Here is a 16,864-nt window from a genome sequence, read left to right as displayed (position 1 = left end):
TGATGTTGGTTATGAATGTCGTGATGTTGGTGATGAATGTCGTGATGTTGGTAGAGTTTAAGAGAGTATTTCTACTTGTAGGTAACGGTTCTCGTTTACGTGAGGTACACCCGTAGGGGCACGGCACTGCCGTGCCCCTACAAAGAATTGTGGTTCAAATAGATGAAGAAGGCTGTAAGCAGAGAATTAGAGCAAGCCTTAATTGTTTACATTTTTGCAGCAAATAGATGTTGCTTCACCACATCTAAGCGTGAACAATTCCAATAATCGACATGGGAGACAATCAAACCATCAGAGTTAATACCTAATTCACTCCAACCAGGAATAGAAATTCGTGGCTTCCAGGGGAGAGGAGTATTCCAACTGAGTGTCCACTCAGTTTTTATTGTGTCTCCTAAACGTTGAATATTATGTAAGTCCATCTTGGGATCTAAAAACCAAGTTTGGATAAAATTAATCATTTCTTTGTAACGTTTAACGCCACGAAATTTATTCAGCGGGTCTTGAAAATAAACGTCTGGGGCGTAAATGCTGTAAGTTTGATTTACTGGGAATCTTTGATAGTCTTCTTTGAGAATTTCAATGATATCCATGATTATATAGATATATTTGTAAACTACTTTAATGATGTCAATGTGGCGCGGATATAAATCCCGATTAAAATTTTATGTAATCAACCCTCATTCCATAAACGTTCTAACTGATGTCGCCAAGCAGCTAAAACTTCTTCTCGCGTCTCTGTAGTTTGATTTGTTTCACCCATTAATCCTTCTGCGTAAAAGCGTTCTAAGCTTTGCATAGTAGCTTGCAGAGATTGCCCTTGCTGTTTTGCTGCTTGAATAATTTGCCGAATGCGACTTTCAATTAGTCGATTAAAAACATTATTTAATCTAGCATCATAGAGAGATACAAGTCGGTTAATTGCATTAGACAAATCCGCGCCCACTAAAGTGTCACTGTTGTGTTGAAAAACTCCCCAAATTACCCCTTCATACAAAGCGTAACGTACTTCCTGAGTGTCATCAAAGTTAGCTTCTAGGAACTGTTCTAAAAATGGTTGCCCTTCTTCTACGGGCACAATAGGTAGTAAAACTCGCAGCCAAGTCTTATCTTCGGAAAGCAGCACCAATAGCCGAAAAGTAGAGGTGTCTACTTGCCACGATCCAGGAGCGATTGCACCAACAGCCGATGTGCCAAACAATTCTGTTAGAGTAGCTGCAATTTCTTCAGGTGTCATAACCTTTTGTTTAGATATAGCCTCTAGATTAGCGCAGAGGTGCATCAGCTTATTCACTAGAACGTTGAGTTGGTTGCAACTTTCAGTCTGAAGACGTAGTGGGGGCGTACAGTTAAGTGTACGCCCCCACAAATGAATGTATTCCACTGAATGGCAATATTGAAATATATGATTTAAATGATCGAATTTCTCAAAAACACGATGCCGATCGCACAGAAAGCGAAGCCAGCAATACTAATTTTAGAGGGTAAAATTCGGTTTATTTTTCCCATACCCATTGCACCACCAATCTCTTTAGCACTCATGGCAACCGCAAACAGAGTTAAAGTTATGCCTAGTATATAGGCAATTAGTGGCATCATTCCTGCCCCAATAATAGATTCAGCATCAGCGTAACCCTGAAATAAACCAGCACTGACACCCACTAGAGCAAGTACTATAAAGTTTGGTTGATTTGGCATCATCAGCATAGTACCAAAAACAATGGTAGAAATTGCGATGGCTATTTCTGTGCCTGGGAAATTTAGCTGGAATAAATGAATTACAATCCCCAAGATTGCTGCTAAGACAAAAGATCCAGCGATCGCAGTGCCACGAACAAACACAGATGAGAGTAAACCAATAGCAATAATCGCAATTAAACAATCCAAGCCAATTACTGGATCTGCCAGTCCCCAGAGTAAACCTTCCCAGCAGTTAGAGATGGTATGACGATCTGGTGTTCCACTCAATGAACTCAGTAAGCTAATTAAAATTAGAACTGCGATCGCCCCAATATGGCGATGCATTAACTTCAAGGTGTAAAATTCCCCCCAAGCACGGGATTGTAATAATTTAGTTTTGAACATTACTATCTGCCAAATTAGTTTTTTCGGTAATTTATACTACCCACATACCCAAAAAAACTAACGTGGCAATCACGCCAGGTGACACTAGCTTCATCAAGTTATGTAAAGGTACGGTTATTGTAAAAGTATTTTGATAATAGGCTGCGTAGGCGTACTCCTACGATGAAGCAAGCTGCGCGTAAGCGTCCCGCAGGGAACGTAGAGAAGCCCGTCGCTGTCAACCAAGGAAGATCATTGACATAGGTATAGCTGTTGCCAATAAATAAAACTCTGATTGTCTGCTGTTGAGTTACTTGAAAAGAATTTGCCTCAACCGGCTTCTTTATGAGCCGAAACAAAACAATCATCAAAAAGAGAAATAAACATACATATACTATCTTTGTGTTTATCATCATCCCTGAAACTTTTGCAGCATAACTTATTGTTGGACAGACTTTTTCAGAAAATAGTTCTGATTTTTATAAATTTGTATACGTTAAATAAAGCACAAGCTTTACCTAAGCTAAAGCTTGTCTTAACTGAACTTTATTAAAAAGAAGACTAATCTAGAAAATACCTTCATTGGTAGAGAGTATGAAATTTCTTAAATTGCTACTACTTAGTATTGCTCTCGTCTTCTTAGCATCGATTAGTCCACTGCAAGCTAGACCTATAGCCCAATTACCAACTCCTTTACCTTCAGTTACAGAACGTGAAACAACATCTCTAAAAAATTCACAGGATGTATTGACTGTTGCAACTTTTAATGTAGAGAATTTAGACCCAAAAGATCGACGTTTTGAGAATATTGCCAAAATTATTCTCAATAATTTGAACGCACCAGATGTCATCAGTTTAATTGAAGTTCAGGATAACAACGGGCCAATCAATGATGACGTTGTAAATGCAAATCAGACTTACCAAAAACTGATTGCGGCGCTCGAAAATATTGGTAGTCCAGCATACGACTTTGTTGATATTGCGCCCAGCGACGATCAAGATGGTGGAGAACCTGGAGGCAATATCCGTGTCGGTTTCTTATTTCGGCCCAGCCGGATAACTCTAGCACAACTGCCCAGAAGAGGTGGTTCATTAGATGCTGTGGCTATTACTCAAGGTTCAAATGGTCTTGACCTCTCGCTCAACCCGGGTCGCATTGACCCCACAAATAATGCTTTCGATCAAAGTCGTAAACCACTTGCAGCAGAATTTATATTTAACGATCAAAAACTGTTTATTATTGCAAATCACTTTGTTTCTAAGCTTGGAGGTTCTCCCAACGATGCTCAACGAGTCAAGCAAGCCCAAATCGTTAATAAATTCGTAGCGCAACTACTAGAAGTTGACCCGCAAGCCAAAGTAATTGTACTGGGTGACTTAAACGATTTACCAGATTCTTTACCTTTGAAGACCTTGAAGGGTAACATTCTTGAAAATCTGACGGTTCGTTTACCTCTTAGCGATCAGTTTACTTACAAATTCCGTGGGAATCCTCAACTTATTGACCATTTATTGGTCAGTGAAAATCTTTCTCGTGTTGCTCAACCGGAAATTGACATTGTGCATGTCAACGTTGGCTTTAGTAGACCTGTCAGCGATCATGATCCTGTGATTGCAGCGTTTACATTACCTGCTAACCAGTCCACCTCTGACACCATCCCTCCCGTTAGCCAACCCACTCCCGTAAGTGATTCGGCAATTATATTGCCTGAATTATCCAAATTTGCTTTAGTTGATGAACTAGCTAAGGAGTATACGCCTAACAAAGTCTTGAATTATGATCGGGCAAGAGACCAAATGTTTGCCATTATTGATAACCGAGCAGGGATTGTGACAGACATTTATGCTAGTTATCCAATTCGTTTAACTGGCAGTGGCGATCCTAGTCAGGAAGCTGACAAATTAGGGCTGAATACCGAACATGTTTGGCCACAGAGTAAAGGTGCTGACAAGGGTAATTCCCGAAGCGATCTTCACCATCTATTTCCTGCACGGGAAAATATTAATAGTGAGCGAGGCAATAAACCCTTCGACGATATAGCCGACACAGTTACTAAGAAATGGTATCGAAATGATACTGTTCAATCGACAATTCCTACTAGTGCAATTGACGAGTTTAGCGAATCAGCATCTGCCAAATTTGAGCCGAGAGAAAAAGTAAAAGGGGATATAGCCAGGGCAATGTTCTACTTTTACACTATCTATCGGAATCAGGCTGAGAGAGTAGACCGAAATTACTTTCAGAATCAGCGCCAGACTTTGTGTAAATGGAATCAGCAAGACCTCCCAGATATTACTGAAATAGAACGCAGTCATGCGATCGCTAAATTTCAAGGTAATGACAATCCATTTGTATTAGATGCCACATTAGGAGAACGGGCATACTGTAATTCCTAAAGAGAAGGGGCGCATAGCTAGTTGTGCGCCCCTTCATGCAATGAAATATTCCCTATCGACAAGTGTAGGGGCACGGCACGGCACTGCCGTGCCCCTACGGGTGTACCTCACGTAAACGAGAACCGCTATATAGGTCAAAACCTAATGCAGCAATTCTTCAACCTGATGCTGGCTCCACAAAGTTCTGTATAAACCCTCTTGTTGCACCAGTTGTAAGTGATTGCCTGTCTGAACAATTCTTCCTTTTTCCATCACAAAAATCCGGTCAGCAGCAGCTGCCGCCGATAATTGATGGGTAATAAAAATTACTGTTTTGCGCTCTGTACCACCAGAGAGATTTTTGAGGATTTGCGTGGCTGTTTGATTATCCACACTAGAGAGGGCATCATCCAAAATTAATACTGGAGCATTGACCAGCATAGCCCTAGCCAAGGCAGTACGTTGTCGTTGACCGCCAGAAAGAGTAATCCCGCGTTCACCAACAAGAGTGTCGTATTGCTGGGGAAAATTGTTAATTTCTGATTCAATTTGGGCAAGTTTAGCGACAGATTCTATCTGCTCTTGTTCGCTAACTGGATCGCCATAGCGGATATTATTTTTGATTGTAGTACTAAATAGAAAGCTATCTTGAGGAACGTAGGCGATCGCACCTCGTAAATCTGCCAAAGCAATTTTAGTAATATCCAGCCCATCTAAAAACAATTGTTCTGATTCAATATCTAACAAGCGCGGCAAAGCATTCGCCAAAGTAGATTTCCCCGAACCAATTGCTCCAACAATGGCCACGGTTTCTCCAGGAGCAATGGTAAAGTTAACATTTTCTAGAGCGGGAGTAGTGGCACCAGGGTAAGTATAGGTGAGATTTTTAGCTGTCACTTCCCCTTTAAGTTCAGCCATTGGTAAATGTATGGCATCGGCTGCGTCTTGAATTTTCGGTGTGACAGAGAGAATAGATTCAAGCCTATCGATACTAACTTCACCGCGTTGGTAGGCAGTAATTGTGAATCCTAAAAGGGCTGTGGGAAAAACTAAACGCTCTACATAAATTAACAATGCTAAAAAGTCGCCAACTTGAAGGGTTCCAGAAGACATCCGCGCCGCGCCTAGCCAGATGATCACCAGTGAACTGACATTAGCTAGCCCACCAATTAGCGGAAACAGTGTATTTCGGATTTTTGCCAGTTCCAGGTTAGCAGTCAATAGCTGCTGATTTTTCTTGGCAAAAGCTCGACGCTCGTTTGCTTCTTGGGCATAGATTTTGATCAAGGCAATGCCACTGATATCCTCCTGAATGAGTTCGCTGATGTCAGAGAGTTGCTCTTGAACTGCTGCTTGTTGTTTGCGTAAGCGATCGCTAAACAGACTCACTAACAAGAGCATAAAAGGGTACACTGCCAGGGAAGCTAGTGTGAGATCCACACTAATTGCCAGCATTACTGGCAGTGTCAGGGCGTAGGCAAACACCGTATTTGCCAAACTCAAGACCGCAAAACCCAATAAACGCTTGATATTGTCCACATCACTGGTAGCCCGATTAATCAAATCACCAGCAGTATTACTGGCAAAATAAGCCGGCTCCAGCTTGAGTAAGTGTTCAAAAATCCGTTGTTTCAGGTCAAATTCTACCTGACGCCCCACCCCAAATAGCCAAATACGGGATGCCATCCGCATTAGCCACATCGCCGAACTGAGCAAGACAATGATTACTACGTAATGTAGTATTTGGTTCCAACTAAAGGTTGTCGAAAGTTTATCAACACCAGCACGAATCAACCAAGGAATATAAACGCCCAGTGCATTGACAGACAATAAAGCGAGAATCCCTAAGGAGGCCTCTCGCCAATGGGGTCGTAGGTAAGCACTGAGTTTAGCGATTCGTCGAGATTTTGCCATTAAAGCAATTTTGCAACTTTATCATCTTAGATTAACTGCTAGTCCAACGGGATAGTTATTGCCGTTCAGTACTAGTAGCCCACCACACCAACTTTAATGGGTGAATAAGTTCTTAGTCCTTGGCTTGAGCGCTCAAGCACTTACTACGAACCCAGTAAAGTTGCCTTGCCAGAGTACTAGTACAACACGGCGCAAATCCAGTTACCATCTCAGTTAACCAGACAAGTTTTTCTTTTTTAACTTTATTACCGCTGAACACGCAAGAACCTGTAAATTTCAACGAGATAACTTTCCCAAGTTCTTGTTGTCAATTGCAATGTTTCCGAATTCGGTACAAAGTCTTCAAGTCGTAAACCGCGTGTGCGAATATCTTGAGGATTTCCTTGTAATAGGTAGGGAGGCACTCTCAAATTATAAGAAAGAATACTATCCCCAGTCACATCTGAGATGTTCGCTGTGGTAGTTGGTTGCCCTAATGCCACCAGTGTCCCAGATGAGGATGTAGCACTTGCTACATAGGTTTCACCTGTCATTGCTAGAGGTGCCCGATAAAGGAAATAGGCGACTGCTGGTGTACTTGCCAACAGTAAAATCGTTAGTGCCCAACCTATCAAGTATCCTCCTGGTTTCTCTATCCCACCTCCCTTGATTTTTTGAGCCGCAAGAATCATCAGTAAAACAGAGGCTCCTAGGGGCTTGAGTGGAAAAGATAACATCCTCCACAACGACGCTACAGCAGGTTCATTGGGGTTCAGAAATGATAGGGCTACGATGACTAAGATAACGACTAAGATTAATCGCCCTACAAAAGTTCCAGAGGGATAAAATCGCTGGAACAGAGAATATACGATAGTACCAATCAGCAGCCACAGCAGTACTCGGCTTAACAATAGAAACATAGATTAACTCTCAAATTTTCTGGTGCGGTGAGCCAGTGTGGTGATAAGACAGTCCACCTTTATAAGGGTTTCCACGCCACATGCTTCTCCTTTTGGAGACGCTGCGCCTAGCTTGCTTTGACCTAGGAGTACAACCGAGGGAACCCCGGTAACGAACGCAGTGGCTCCCCAAGAGGAACTGCTGTGTATGATTTCCCTGGATAAAACAACTGGCGACTTCTTAGCGATCGCAACGCTAGAAGCGTCACCCGTAAGGGTCAACCTAGAGGTTTCGGGAAATGGATTTATTTTATTGTCAAATTGTAATCGCACTGTTTGACTTAAAATACTTCAAACCTCACACCTAATGACTACCGTCGTAGTGATTTTAGTGCAATTTTTTGACACTGCGTCTATTATTTATAATTTTCCAGAAGAGTAATGTGGCACCGGTAAACTAAATTAATTGAGTAATCCACTCAAAAGGAAAAACTATGTCGCCTGGAAAGCCTAGCATTTTGGTAACTGGGGGAGCTGGATATATTGGTTCCCATACGGTGCTTGCTTTGAAGCAAGCGGGTTATAACGTTGTGATACTTGATAATCTGGTCTATGGGCATCATGACCTAGTAGAAAAGGTTTTACAGGTAGAACTGATAGTAGGAGATACAGGCGATCGCGCCTTGCTCGATCACCTATTTAAAACCCACGATATTGCGGCTGTGATGCACTTTTCTGCCTATGCCTACGTAGGAGAATCGGTGACGGACCCGGCCAAATACTACCGTAATAACGTTGTTGGTACTTTGACCCTGTTAGAAGCGATGCTGAAGGCATCTGTGAATAAATTTGTCTTTTCTTCTACCTGTGCTACCTACGGGGTACCGGAATTCGTGCCCATTCCAGAAACTCATCCCCAAAATCCGATTAATCCCTATGGCGCTACGAAGCTGATGGTAGAGAGGATTCTCTCTGATTTTGATGTTGCTTACGGTTTTAAATCAGTGCGTTTCCGCTATTTTAATGCTGCTGGCGCTAATCCCAGTGGCTTACTCGGCGAGGATCACAATCCAGAAACCCATTTGATTCCCTTGGTGCTGATGACAGCTTTAGGTAAACGAGAATCTATCTCAATTTTTGGCACCGATTACCCCACGCCCGATGGTACTTGTATTCGTGATTATATTCATGTTAACGACTTAGCAGATGCCCATATTTTGGGATTGGAATATTTATTAAAAGGTGGCGATAGCGAAGTTTTTAATTTAGGTAATGGCAGCGGTTTCTCTGTCAGAGAAGTAATTGCAGCTGCCGAACAGGTGACAGGACATTCTATAGCAGTAGAAGAACGCGATCGCCGTCCTGGCGATCCCCCAATTCTCATTGGCACCAGTGAGAAAGCCAGAACAATTTTAAGTTGGCAACCTCAGTATCCATCCATCAAAGATATTGTCACTCATGCGTGGCAGTGGCATCAAAAGCGACACAAGTAAAAGTTAGGAGTTAGGAGTTAGGAGTAGAGACGCGATTAATCGCGTCCCTACAGGAGTTAGTAAATTTTAGATTTTTCCTTCAATCCAAAATCCAAAATTGTTAAGTCTTGAATTCATAACTCTCAACTCCTCACTCCTCACTCCTAACTCCTAACTACTCCCCACTCCCTCTCATACTTCGCAGTACGACAACTAAAATGCCGATAAATCCGAGAATTGGAAGTGCGATCGCCCAAATTGGTAATTGCTGAGATTCACCCTCTACTAAATCGCCATTAACATCTCGCAGGTTTCGTGTGTTTTGTGTAGATCCACCAGCCACAGTAACTTCAAATTTGAACTCAAACGGTTTGAATCTTGCCCCAGAGACTGGTTTACCATTTAGTTGCAACTCATAAATACCTGGCTTGGGAAAGACAACTTCCGCACCTGGGATGCCTTGATAACGTTCAGCTGCCACAGGTTCTAACTGTGGTTCTAACAGTGGTGGCTCTCCGGCTGCATAGGGTTGGGCATAAACAGCCAACCGACAATTACACTGTGACAGGGGAATCACCCTTCCACCTCTGCGGGTAAGTGCAAACCAAGCTTGGCTTGGTTCTCCAGCCCGGGGATTATCATTTGGTTCAATGTGGAGGGTGCCGCCGACATCTCCGGCTATCTCCACCTTATGAGCAGATGCAGAGGAAAGATTAGTTATTGGTATAACTAAGCAACTCAGGAATAATAAATACTTTATTGTTCCTTGATGCCAGGAAATGCCTTTGAGCGGGTAAAGCCTCTGTTTTTGACTCGTTGGGATGAAGCCAGAAAATAAGGATGATTTACCGCGATTTTGTTGGGGGGACATAAAACTTTTCTACGGCTAACTTTGACCAAAAAAAGCGCGAACGTACTAGCAATACACTGAGGGTAATAATTCCCATCAGTACTGCCGCTAATTTATTTCCCCAAGTTGATTGCAAGGAACCCAGGTAATGGGAACCAATCAACACGGCATGAATGGCGCTCAAGAGCAAGGCTGGCACACCCAATAGATGAATCTGTCGCCAACGCTTGCCCAAAGATTTCTGCAAAGATTCCCAACTCGTTAAAGCGGCGGGGGACATTAAGATCAATGCTACAGCACCCGCAGCCATACCCCACTGAAATTCTGGCGGCAGGAAAGAAAAGGCGGCAAAATTCCATTGCAATGAGTGTTCTATCATGTGGACGGTGTGAACCACAGAAAGCACAAAAGATCCCACTCCTAAGCCCCGGCGGTAACGCAGTGGTGAAGCCCACAAGCCACTAATAGGACGCGCAATTAGCGCCAAAATTAAGCAGATTAACGCGGCGTGTCCGGTGTAATCTACCATTGTGTCACCAGTCCGCAATAAGGTGATAGCGCCAATGGTGAGTGTCACCCAACCGCCTAATCGAAATAACTGACTGCGCCTGTCTTTACTTACCAATGAGGTGGAAACGCCCACACCTAGCATCGTGGGCAGAGTTCCCAGCCCAAAAGCCAGCATAGTTGCCCCACCCATCCATAAATTGCCAGTTTCAGCGGCTTTAATTTGGGCAGCATACAGGAAACCACAGGGCATTAAACCCCAAGTCATCCCTAAAAGCAATGGTGTCCACCATTTGGTTTTGAAGGAAAGCTTGATCATTCCTGCGCTGAGGCGATCGTGTAAACTACCTTGTAATAAAGGGTGTAACACGGGAATGCGCGGCAACAAATCGGGTTTTACTTGTCCTAAGCCAAACCAAATCAGCATTACACCAGTCAGAATTGCCATCCAGCGGCGAAAACCACTGCCAACACCCGCTAGCTGTCCACCTTGTAGCAATACCGAACCCAGTGCCCCAATGCCAGCACCGACTAGAGCATAGCTCAACATCCGCCCCAGGTTTAGCAAGATATGAAATTTTAATTGCTGTTGCCAAGTGTCGGACTTTTCTAAGGTTGATGTCCGTCCCAAGGAGACTGTTTGTGGAATTTTCGGCTGATGAGATAGGGAAAACGCCACTGTTAGAGGGCCACACATCCCAAAGCAATGTCCAAAACTCCCCAGGAACCCCAGGATTGCGATCAGCAGTAAATCTACCATAAAAAAAGTCCTGAGTTCTGAGTCATGAGTCCTGAGTGTCAGAATAAAGATTTTGAAGAATTAAGAAGAAATTGTTTTCTCTTCTTCTTTGCTCAGTACCCAGTACTCAGCATTCCTCTAGTGCGGCACTGTAAGTGAAGTTGCGATCGCTGTCAAAAGACAAAGCGTCAAACTTGATTATGACGGTAGCAGTGCCATTTTGTGAGGTGCTGAAAATTAAGAGGCTAAATCACCTATTGAAAATATGGCTATCTAACTGAGAACAAAATCCGACCTTTTTGGAAATTACTCAAGCTAATGTACTTAAGAGATACATTAGGAGCAATACTTTGTGACTATCTCTATAGAAGCTTCGGTAGAAGACTCTGGATGATTGGATTGATGTCGATTTCCAAAGGTTGCGTCAAGTGTTTCCCGAATAGTATCTCGCTGTTTTTGAAAAACATCAAGTTGCTCACGCAGTTCATCTTCCTTAAGCTGCAATAAATCAGAGGAATCGGGGCAATTGTCAAGATCGCGAACCACACTATTTACTACTTCTGACTCTTTGACTCTTCCTATAAAAGCAGCAGTTAAGGATGCAACTCTCTCCAAGAATTCTTTGCAGCCAGGATGAAAATCATATTCATACCCAGTATATAAAGAGAGTGCTCCTACAACTTCTTCTTTGTAAATGAGTGGAAAACACCCAAAAGATTTAAATTGGTTAAGCGCTATCCAATCTTGGTTTTTGAATTTTTCTATGTTCTGATTATCTATTCCGGTAAGTGAGATAGCACGTTTTTCCCTAATAATATTTCCTACAAATCCATCTTCATAACCTCTAGGATCATCTAATCTTTTATCCCATTTAACTCTCTCAACCCCTGCTTTATCTACAACTTCAAGCAAATGATTCTCATTTTTTACTCGTAGTATGCATACTTCAAAGGCTGTGTCATCTGAAACTAAACGGTTAACAACAGTTTTGTATGCGTCTTGCATATCAGAAAGATTACTACGATAACCAACTAAAGCATCTGACAAATCCGCAAGTAGTTTTACCTGACGTTTTTTGCGTAAATTTGATATTGCAGATGCAACCGATGAGCCTATTGTATATAACCAATGAATCTCTTCTTGAGAGAAACCATAATTGGGAATAGGTTTTCTTTTTATTGGATCAATTTTATTAATTACTTCGAGTACTCCATAAGTTTTATGTTGACCATCTAAAGGAACAGCAATAGCAGAATAAATTCCTCCGAGTTTCTTTGAATATTTTTCTTGACTTCTGGGATCTAAAGGTATTTCTCTCAAATTATTGGCTGACTGAGGCTGACCAAATCCATCTTCATGAGGGAGAGCAGCTTGACCAGTGAAACTTTCACCAGGTAGATAGTTTTCGCCTTCAAACCATTTATCATCTATTTCTTTACCATTGGCATCGACACCTACTATTTTTTGACGATGTAGGTGTCCATCTTTTGAGAATAGAAAAATAGAAGCTGTTTGAGAATTAAGTCTATCACATACAACTTTAAGAGCTTCCTCAATGACCTCATTCTTATCTTTAAAACGATTTAATTTATTTCTGACTTTTTGTAAATCTTTAAGTAGCTCCTTAGGAAACTTGAGAAATTCGTATGGCGATTTTCTGAATAAATTCTCTCTGATTAGATCAAGCTTTTGAAATACTATTTTATCCAGGACTTTGTCAGAATTTACTTTTGTAATTGTATTTTCTACTGTCACTTGGAAGACACCTTCATTCCTAATGGCTCGTGCCAGAAAATTTGAGAGGACTTCTTTGTACTGATCAATCTCACCTACTTTAGGAGAGAAATTAGCTAACCTTATACTCCGGTCTTGCCTAAGATTATCATTCTCGTACCATGCAATTAACTGATTTTTTCCATCACCAGTTTCAATAATTGCATATTCTTTGGTTGGTAAAGTTGATAATTTTGAATTAAAAGATTCAATATTATATCTAGTTGAAACATCTCTCAAAGAGAATTCTTCTGCATAGGGAATATAAATATCTTTTGTGGTCACAAAAACTTTGTAATAGGAAGCATGACGTAATAGAAAATTTAAGCTTCTTTCAAATTCTTGTTCACTTGAAAAAACAAACAGTCTCTCACTTTCTGGATGTGCAGTTTTTGCAACTTCATCTCCTTTGTCACTTGCCCAAAAAGATTCCACCCCATCAACGATCGCTATTGCTTTGACGCGGACTTTGAGTTTCTGCTGTAAGGCAGTAAGACGGCGTGGATATAACTCTAACGGCATCGAGTAAACTGAGCCATTAGAATTTAAATCTTCAATCCGCTCATCGATATCAGCAATATCATTAATGACAAGCTGTTGGAATATTTTGTTAGTCTGTAGATAATTATTACCCTTCAGAATTGGTTCTACAGTATTTAAAATAATTCTTGTTTTTGAAACTTCACCTGGAGATAGACAATTCTGGTCTTCTTCAAGTAATTCATTTAACCAGTTAGAAGTAGAGAGTTTATAGTTAATCCAATCCTTTGCTTCTTCTATGTCACCACCAGTTATTTCATGAAGCAAATATGCCAAATTATTCTTCTCTATCCCATCAATTGAGGGAAAGTGAATTGGAATTTCAAAATTAACTTTTTTACTGAAGCTTAAGAGTCTGAAATTATGGAGTCTTCCAGAGAATAGACCGACCAAAAAATTAACCCATGCTTGTTCAAGGCATTCCTTAGGCAAGCAGAGGATACCAAAGTCCACTGTTGAAAGAATCTGTTCAGTTTCTTGAAGCCAAGCGGATCTTGAACTCCCATCAATATCTAAGATGAAGGCTTCAATCTGTGGATGCTTAAAAATGACATCTCTAATTTTTTCAGCTTGGTATTTACTATTGGTACCAGCCCAAGCAATGAGAACTTTGCGTCTACCTTGCTTGGCTTGAAGGCGGTCAGAAAGGATCTTCTGCAATTTAGATAGTTTTCCAGGCCCTGCACCAGTGATTCGGAACTTGGTATAGATTCGTGACAGTGTTTTCTGCACCGCATTTTCAGACTGCCGTCCTAAGATTGTCTTGATTTCTGCTGGCGACTTGCCGTTTAAGGCTAAATCCAGAACTTCTAGTTCGTTATCAGACACGCCTTCTTCGCCAACTAAGTCTTTAAGAGTATCACGATAAATCTGAGTCATCTACAAACCTGTAAAAAGCCTCACTTGTTCTAGTATCACGATACCACAGCATTTTTGGAGACTTATGTGGATAATGTTAATTATTTTCTTTTAAATGAGGCTTTTAATTGCTTGACATAAGTGTAAAGTTTGTTATTGTATTAAAAAGCCTCATATAGCAGGGGCTTTTGTCAGGGGATAAATACTTCTCAGTGTCTTAACTTAGTGGCATTGTGCTTATAAATATGTAAAATCATCTTCCTGTATAGGTTTGATAATTTGCTGCCTCTTCGTCAGCGAAGATATCGAAAAATCAAGCCTTTTCAAGGCATATTTTACGTTTTTACATACATTCATTAAGCCCCAATGTTCGCAAGCGTCAACTTCATGCACTTTTTTCTATTGCTGATAACCAAATTACTCACCTGGAGGGGAAAGTGAATCCATTAATCAACCGAAACTTTACCTATGCCTGTTTAGGTTTTCTAACCGTCCTTTTAGTAGCCATGCTCACAAAGTTTGATGGAATCGTCGCTGTGCAAGTCACACCTTATGGCATTCGATTAGTAATGAATAATTCTTCTACTTTGTGTCCAATTGACCAGCATCTGCCGGAAGTTCAGCCCAAGCTGCCCGATCAGGAATTGGCTAAGTACAGGATTTTGCAAATTCATAATGAAGTATAAGCCTTTTCCGTGCTACTCACTAGGCTTTAAAAACGCTACGAAATTTATAAAATCCTGTACTAAGTAGGAGCAGGTTTCGATAGCACATTTGTTAACAAGTGTGGTGTTATACCTTTTGCAAAAGTCTATGTTTTGGAGATTCAACCACAGATGAACACCGATGTTCATCTGTGGTTCCCTTTTCACTTATTCACATTTTTGCAAGAAGTCTAGTTCATTCTGCCTAGAGATTCGCGCTACCCTAAGTCTGGAAGCCAAGGATATAATCACATGAAAAAATGGATTTGGCTGATGCTGTTGTTGCTGATGGCAGTTGCAGTGGTGGGTAGTAGGGGTAGCACGTTTTTTGAAAAACGTCCCTCACCAGAAATTGTTGAGAGCATTCCAGTGGAAACACCCCAACCACAGCAAGAGTCAAAGGAAGTTGACAGTGCGCCGCAAGTGTCTGCTGACAAGCTGTTAACTCATATCCAAAAGTTGAATTTTCAGCGCTATACAACAAAAGAGCGATCGCTTACTCGCACTTATATCACAACTGAACTGAAAAAATTAGGCTGGAAGCCCAAATTAGAAAAGTTCTCCGACGGTGTGAATATTTTTGCTGAACGCCCAGGAACTAACAAAGCATCTGGAGCAATTCTTGTAGGAGCACATTACGACACTGTTGCCTTATCCCCTGGTGCTGATGATAACGCTAGTGGTATAGCTGTAGTGCTGGAAGTTGCCCGGTTGCTTGGTTCGCGTTCCACACCACGGACGTTACAGCTAGCTTTTTTTGACCAAGAAGAAGCAGGACTTTTGGGTAGTCAGGCTTTCGTGAGCAAGACAGCACGCTTGCAAAACTTGGGTGGAGCGATCATTATGGATATGGTGGGTTATGCATGTTACACATCTGGCTGCCAGAAATACCCTGCCGGATTGCCTGTTACGCCTCCCAGCGACAAAGGCGACTTTTTGGCAGTAGTCGGTGATACAGAACATTTGCCTTTACTGAGTGCCTTTCAAAACTCACAGATGCTCCCCTCAACCGCCCTGAATAAACAGGAATCAAATCTGCCACCAGTCCTAACACTACCAATTCCTTTTAAAGGTTTACTGACACCAGACACTCTACGCAGCGACCATGCACCATTTTGGTATCAGGGTGTGGGTGCTGTGCTGGTCACAGATACCGCAAATTTGCGGAGTCCGCACTATCATAAACTTACCGATGTTCCTGCGACTATCGAGCGATCGTTTTTCACAGGAGCAACACAAATTGTAATCAATGCTACTACTGCCTTGTTAGAGAAAAATGAGGTTTTGGAAACTCAACCACCAAGTTGAATTATGAATTATGTTGACTAGGTTTTAGTTCAGGGAAAGTTAATGTCCAATTCTTTTTATCATTGATCTGAAAGTACAAACCTTGGAGAATCAGCCGCAGAGCCGTTCGAGTTCTAATAAACTTCCTTACTAGATAAGTTCCTGGTTCAGCAAAGACACCATTAAAATTTTTTTTATGACCAAATTGTTTTGAACAGTAACTGCCAGCACCTTGGACTGTCAACACAAAAAATGGAGCTTGTTTGTATTCATCAGGAATCATAAAGATTCCATATACATGGTGACGACCACGCCACGGCTGAACAATAACCTTAGTAGCATGGACTTGAAATTTTGTAGTTTTTGATGCTAAAAAATCCTCGAAATTGCAATCAGAATCATTCACAGGCCACCACAGTGGAATAATACTCAGGGAGAGCAGCAAAATTAAAATATAGCGGAGTCTGCGATGCATAAAGCCAAGAAAAATTGTTGATGCGGCTGTTAGAATTTGATGAGTAATGATAATGCAGCTACAGCAGTAAAACTATCCACCTGCAACACCTCTGCAACACGTTCTAAATGGCAAAGACAAAACATTAAACGGTAGGTTAAACTTTCCTGTCAAAAAAATAGCAATCAAGACATCAGCCCACAAAAAGTTCAGACTCTAGATGCGTAGTTTACCGCCACAAGCATCGCTTACCCTGTTCTAGTAGCTCCGTTACAGTATTAAAAATAGCTGAGAAACAATCGGACTTTTGTCGCTGTTAACACTGATTGATGCTCAAATTTTTAGTTGTGATTAATTCTACAATTTGTTGTTTTTGTTATGTTTTGGATGAACTTTGTTGGGATCAGCAGATGCTTTGAGGAGATCAGGGTGCTCGCCATTAAGTTCA

General features: G+C 41.5%; 14 protein-coding genes. 5 read left to right on the top strand and 9 right to left on the bottom strand.

What is annotated here, in order from left to right; translation table 11 throughout:
* Nucleotides 1-206: 206 nt before the first annotated feature.
* The 3 genes from ACEYW6_RS23045 to ACEYW6_RS23035 all read right to left on the bottom strand — a co-directional run bounded on the left by ACEYW6_RS23045 (nt 207) and on the right by ACEYW6_RS23035 (nt 2,085).
* Entirely contained in the window at nt 207-593 is a 387-nt protein-coding gene (locus ACEYW6_RS23045; RefSeq protein WP_190889823.1) for a DUF2358 domain-containing protein, read from the bottom strand.
* Nucleotides 594-673: 80 nt separating this feature from the next.
* Entirely contained in the window at nt 674-1,237 is a 564-nt protein-coding gene (locus ACEYW6_RS23040) for a hypothetical protein (RefSeq protein ID WP_412981591.1), read from the bottom strand.
* 173 nt (nt 1,238-1,410) lie between these two features.
* Nucleotides 1,411-2,085: a HupE/UreJ family protein gene (locus ACEYW6_RS23035; RefSeq protein ID WP_412981590.1), complete on the bottom strand. Its 675-nt coding sequence runs from the start codon at nt 2,083-2,085 to the stop codon at nt 1,411-1,413.
* 573 nt (nt 2,086-2,658) lie between these two features.
* On the opposite strand from ACEYW6_RS23035, the gene ACEYW6_RS23030 reads away from it, so the two are divergent.
* On the top strand, nt 2,659-4,461 hold the full coding sequence (locus ACEYW6_RS23030; RefSeq protein ID WP_412981589.1) for an endonuclease: 1,803 nt from the start codon (nt 2,659-2,661) through the stop codon (nt 4,459-4,461).
* A gap of 141 nt (nt 4,462-4,602) precedes the next feature.
* Here ACEYW6_RS23030 and ACEYW6_RS23025 read toward each other — a convergent pair whose 3' ends face one another.
* Nucleotides 4,603-6,354 carry an ABC transporter ATP-binding protein gene (locus ACEYW6_RS23025; RefSeq protein ID WP_190889809.1) on the bottom strand — a complete coding sequence of 584 codons (1,752 nt, stop codon included), beginning with the start codon at nt 6,352-6,354 and terminating at the stop codon, nt 4,603-4,605.
* Nucleotides 6,355-6,599: 245 nt separating this feature from the next.
* Nucleotides 6,600-7,253, bottom strand: coding sequence for a hypothetical protein (locus ACEYW6_RS23020; protein ID WP_412981588.1), 654 nt, complete (start codon nt 7,251-7,253; stop codon nt 6,600-6,602).
* A 187-nt stretch (nt 7,254-7,440) separates the two neighbouring features.
* On the opposite strand from ACEYW6_RS23020, the gene ACEYW6_RS23015 reads away from it, so the two are divergent.
* Nucleotides 7,441-7,572, top strand: a complete 132-nt coding sequence (locus tag ACEYW6_RS23015; protein WP_412981587.1) for a hypothetical protein — start codon at nt 7,441-7,443, stop codon at nt 7,570-7,572.
* A gap of 154 nt (nt 7,573-7,726) precedes the next feature.
* Nucleotides 7,727-8,725, top strand: coding sequence for a UDP-glucose 4-epimerase GalE (gene galE / locus ACEYW6_RS23010; protein ID WP_412981586.1), 999 nt, complete (start codon nt 7,727-7,729; stop codon nt 8,723-8,725).
* A 154-nt stretch (nt 8,726-8,879) separates the two neighbouring features.
* On the opposite strand, the gene ACEYW6_RS23005 is transcribed toward galE, so the two are convergent.
* From ACEYW6_RS23005 to ACEYW6_RS22995, 3 genes are all read right to left on the bottom strand, one after another.
* The gene (locus ACEYW6_RS23005) at nt 8,880-9,575 is read right to left on the bottom strand and encodes a hypothetical protein (RefSeq protein ID WP_412981585.1); all 696 of its coding nucleotides are present in this window, start codon (nt 9,573-9,575) and stop codon (nt 8,880-8,882) included.
* Complete coding sequence (locus ACEYW6_RS23000; protein WP_412981584.1) at nt 9,550-10,821, bottom strand: sulfite exporter TauE/SafE family protein; 1,272 nt, start codon at nt 10,819-10,821, stop codon at nt 9,550-9,552. The genes ACEYW6_RS23005 and ACEYW6_RS23000 overlap by 26 nt, the downstream gene beginning before the upstream one ends.
* Nucleotides 10,822-11,136: 315 nt before the next feature.
* On the bottom strand, nt 11,137-13,992 hold the full coding sequence (locus tag ACEYW6_RS22995; protein ID WP_412981583.1) for a GAF domain-containing protein: 2,856 nt from the start codon (nt 13,990-13,992) through the stop codon (nt 11,137-11,139).
* 416 nt (nt 13,993-14,408) lie between these two features.
* Between ACEYW6_RS22995 and ACEYW6_RS22990 the strand changes: the two genes are divergently transcribed.
* Nucleotides 14,409-14,657 (top strand): hypothetical protein, encoded by a 249-nt coding sequence (locus ACEYW6_RS22990; protein ID WP_412981582.1) that lies wholly within the window; start codon nt 14,409-14,411, stop codon nt 14,655-14,657.
* Between the two features lie 270 nt (nt 14,658-14,927).
* On the top strand, nt 14,928-15,983 hold the full coding sequence (locus tag ACEYW6_RS22985; protein WP_412981581.1) for a M28 family peptidase: 1,056 nt from the start codon (nt 14,928-14,930) through the stop codon (nt 15,981-15,983).
* Between the two features lies 1 nt (nt 15,984).
* On the opposite strand, the gene ACEYW6_RS22980 is transcribed toward ACEYW6_RS22985, so the two are convergent.
* Nucleotides 15,985-16,437, bottom strand: a complete 453-nt coding sequence (locus ACEYW6_RS22980; RefSeq protein WP_412981580.1) for a hypothetical protein — start codon at nt 16,435-16,437, stop codon at nt 15,985-15,987.
* Between the last annotated feature and the right edge of the window lie 427 nt (nt 16,438-16,864).

This window comes from Nostoc sp. UIC 10607 (assembly GCF_047228265.1).
GTDB lineage: Bacteria > Cyanobacteriota > Cyanobacteriia > Cyanobacteriales > Nostocaceae > Nostoc > Nostoc foliaceum_A.
Note: the sequence above shows the minus strand (reverse complement) of the source record. Positions and strands in the feature narration are given on the sequence as shown.

Coding starts and splice junctions, on each gene's coding strand:
- ACEYW6_RS23045 (WP_190889823.1), bottom strand. CDS start 593: ATGGATATCATTGAAATTCTCAAAGAAGACTATCAAAGATTCCCAGTA.
- ACEYW6_RS23040 (WP_412981591.1), bottom strand. CDS start 1,237: ATGACACCTGAAGAAATTGCAGCTACTCTAACAGAATTGTTTGGCACA.
- ACEYW6_RS23035 (WP_412981590.1), bottom strand. CDS start 2,085: ATGTTCAAAACTAAATTATTACAATCCCGTGCTTGGGGGGAATTTTAC.
- ACEYW6_RS23030 (WP_412981589.1), top strand. CDS start 2,659: ATGAAATTTCTTAAATTGCTACTACTTAGTATTGCTCTCGTCTTCTTA.
- ACEYW6_RS23025 (WP_190889809.1), bottom strand. CDS start 6,354: ATGGCAAAATCTCGACGAATCGCTAAACTCAGTGCTTACCTACGACCC.
- ACEYW6_RS23020 (WP_412981588.1), bottom strand. CDS start 7,253: ATGTTTCTATTGTTAAGCCGAGTACTGCTGTGGCTGCTGATTGGTACT.
- ACEYW6_RS23015 (WP_412981587.1), top strand. CDS start 7,441: ATGATTTCCCTGGATAAAACAACTGGCGACTTCTTAGCGATCGCAACG.
- galE (WP_412981586.1), top strand. CDS start 7,727: ATGTCGCCTGGAAAGCCTAGCATTTTGGTAACTGGGGGAGCTGGATAT.
- ACEYW6_RS23005 (WP_412981585.1), bottom strand. CDS start 9,575: ATGTCCCCCCAACAAAATCGCGGTAAATCATCCTTATTTTCTGGCTTC.
- ACEYW6_RS23000 (WP_412981584.1), bottom strand. CDS start 10,821: ATGGTAGATTTACTGCTGATCGCAATCCTGGGGTTCCTGGGGAGTTTT.
- ACEYW6_RS22995 (WP_412981583.1), bottom strand. CDS start 13,992: ATGACTCAGATTTATCGTGATACTCTTAAAGACTTAGTTGGCGAAGAA.
- ACEYW6_RS22985 (WP_412981581.1), top strand. CDS start 14,928: ATGAAAAAATGGATTTGGCTGATGCTGTTGTTGCTGATGGCAGTTGCA.
- ACEYW6_RS22980 (WP_412981580.1), bottom strand. CDS start 16,437: ATGCATCGCAGACTCCGCTATATTTTAATTTTGCTGCTCTCCCTGAGT.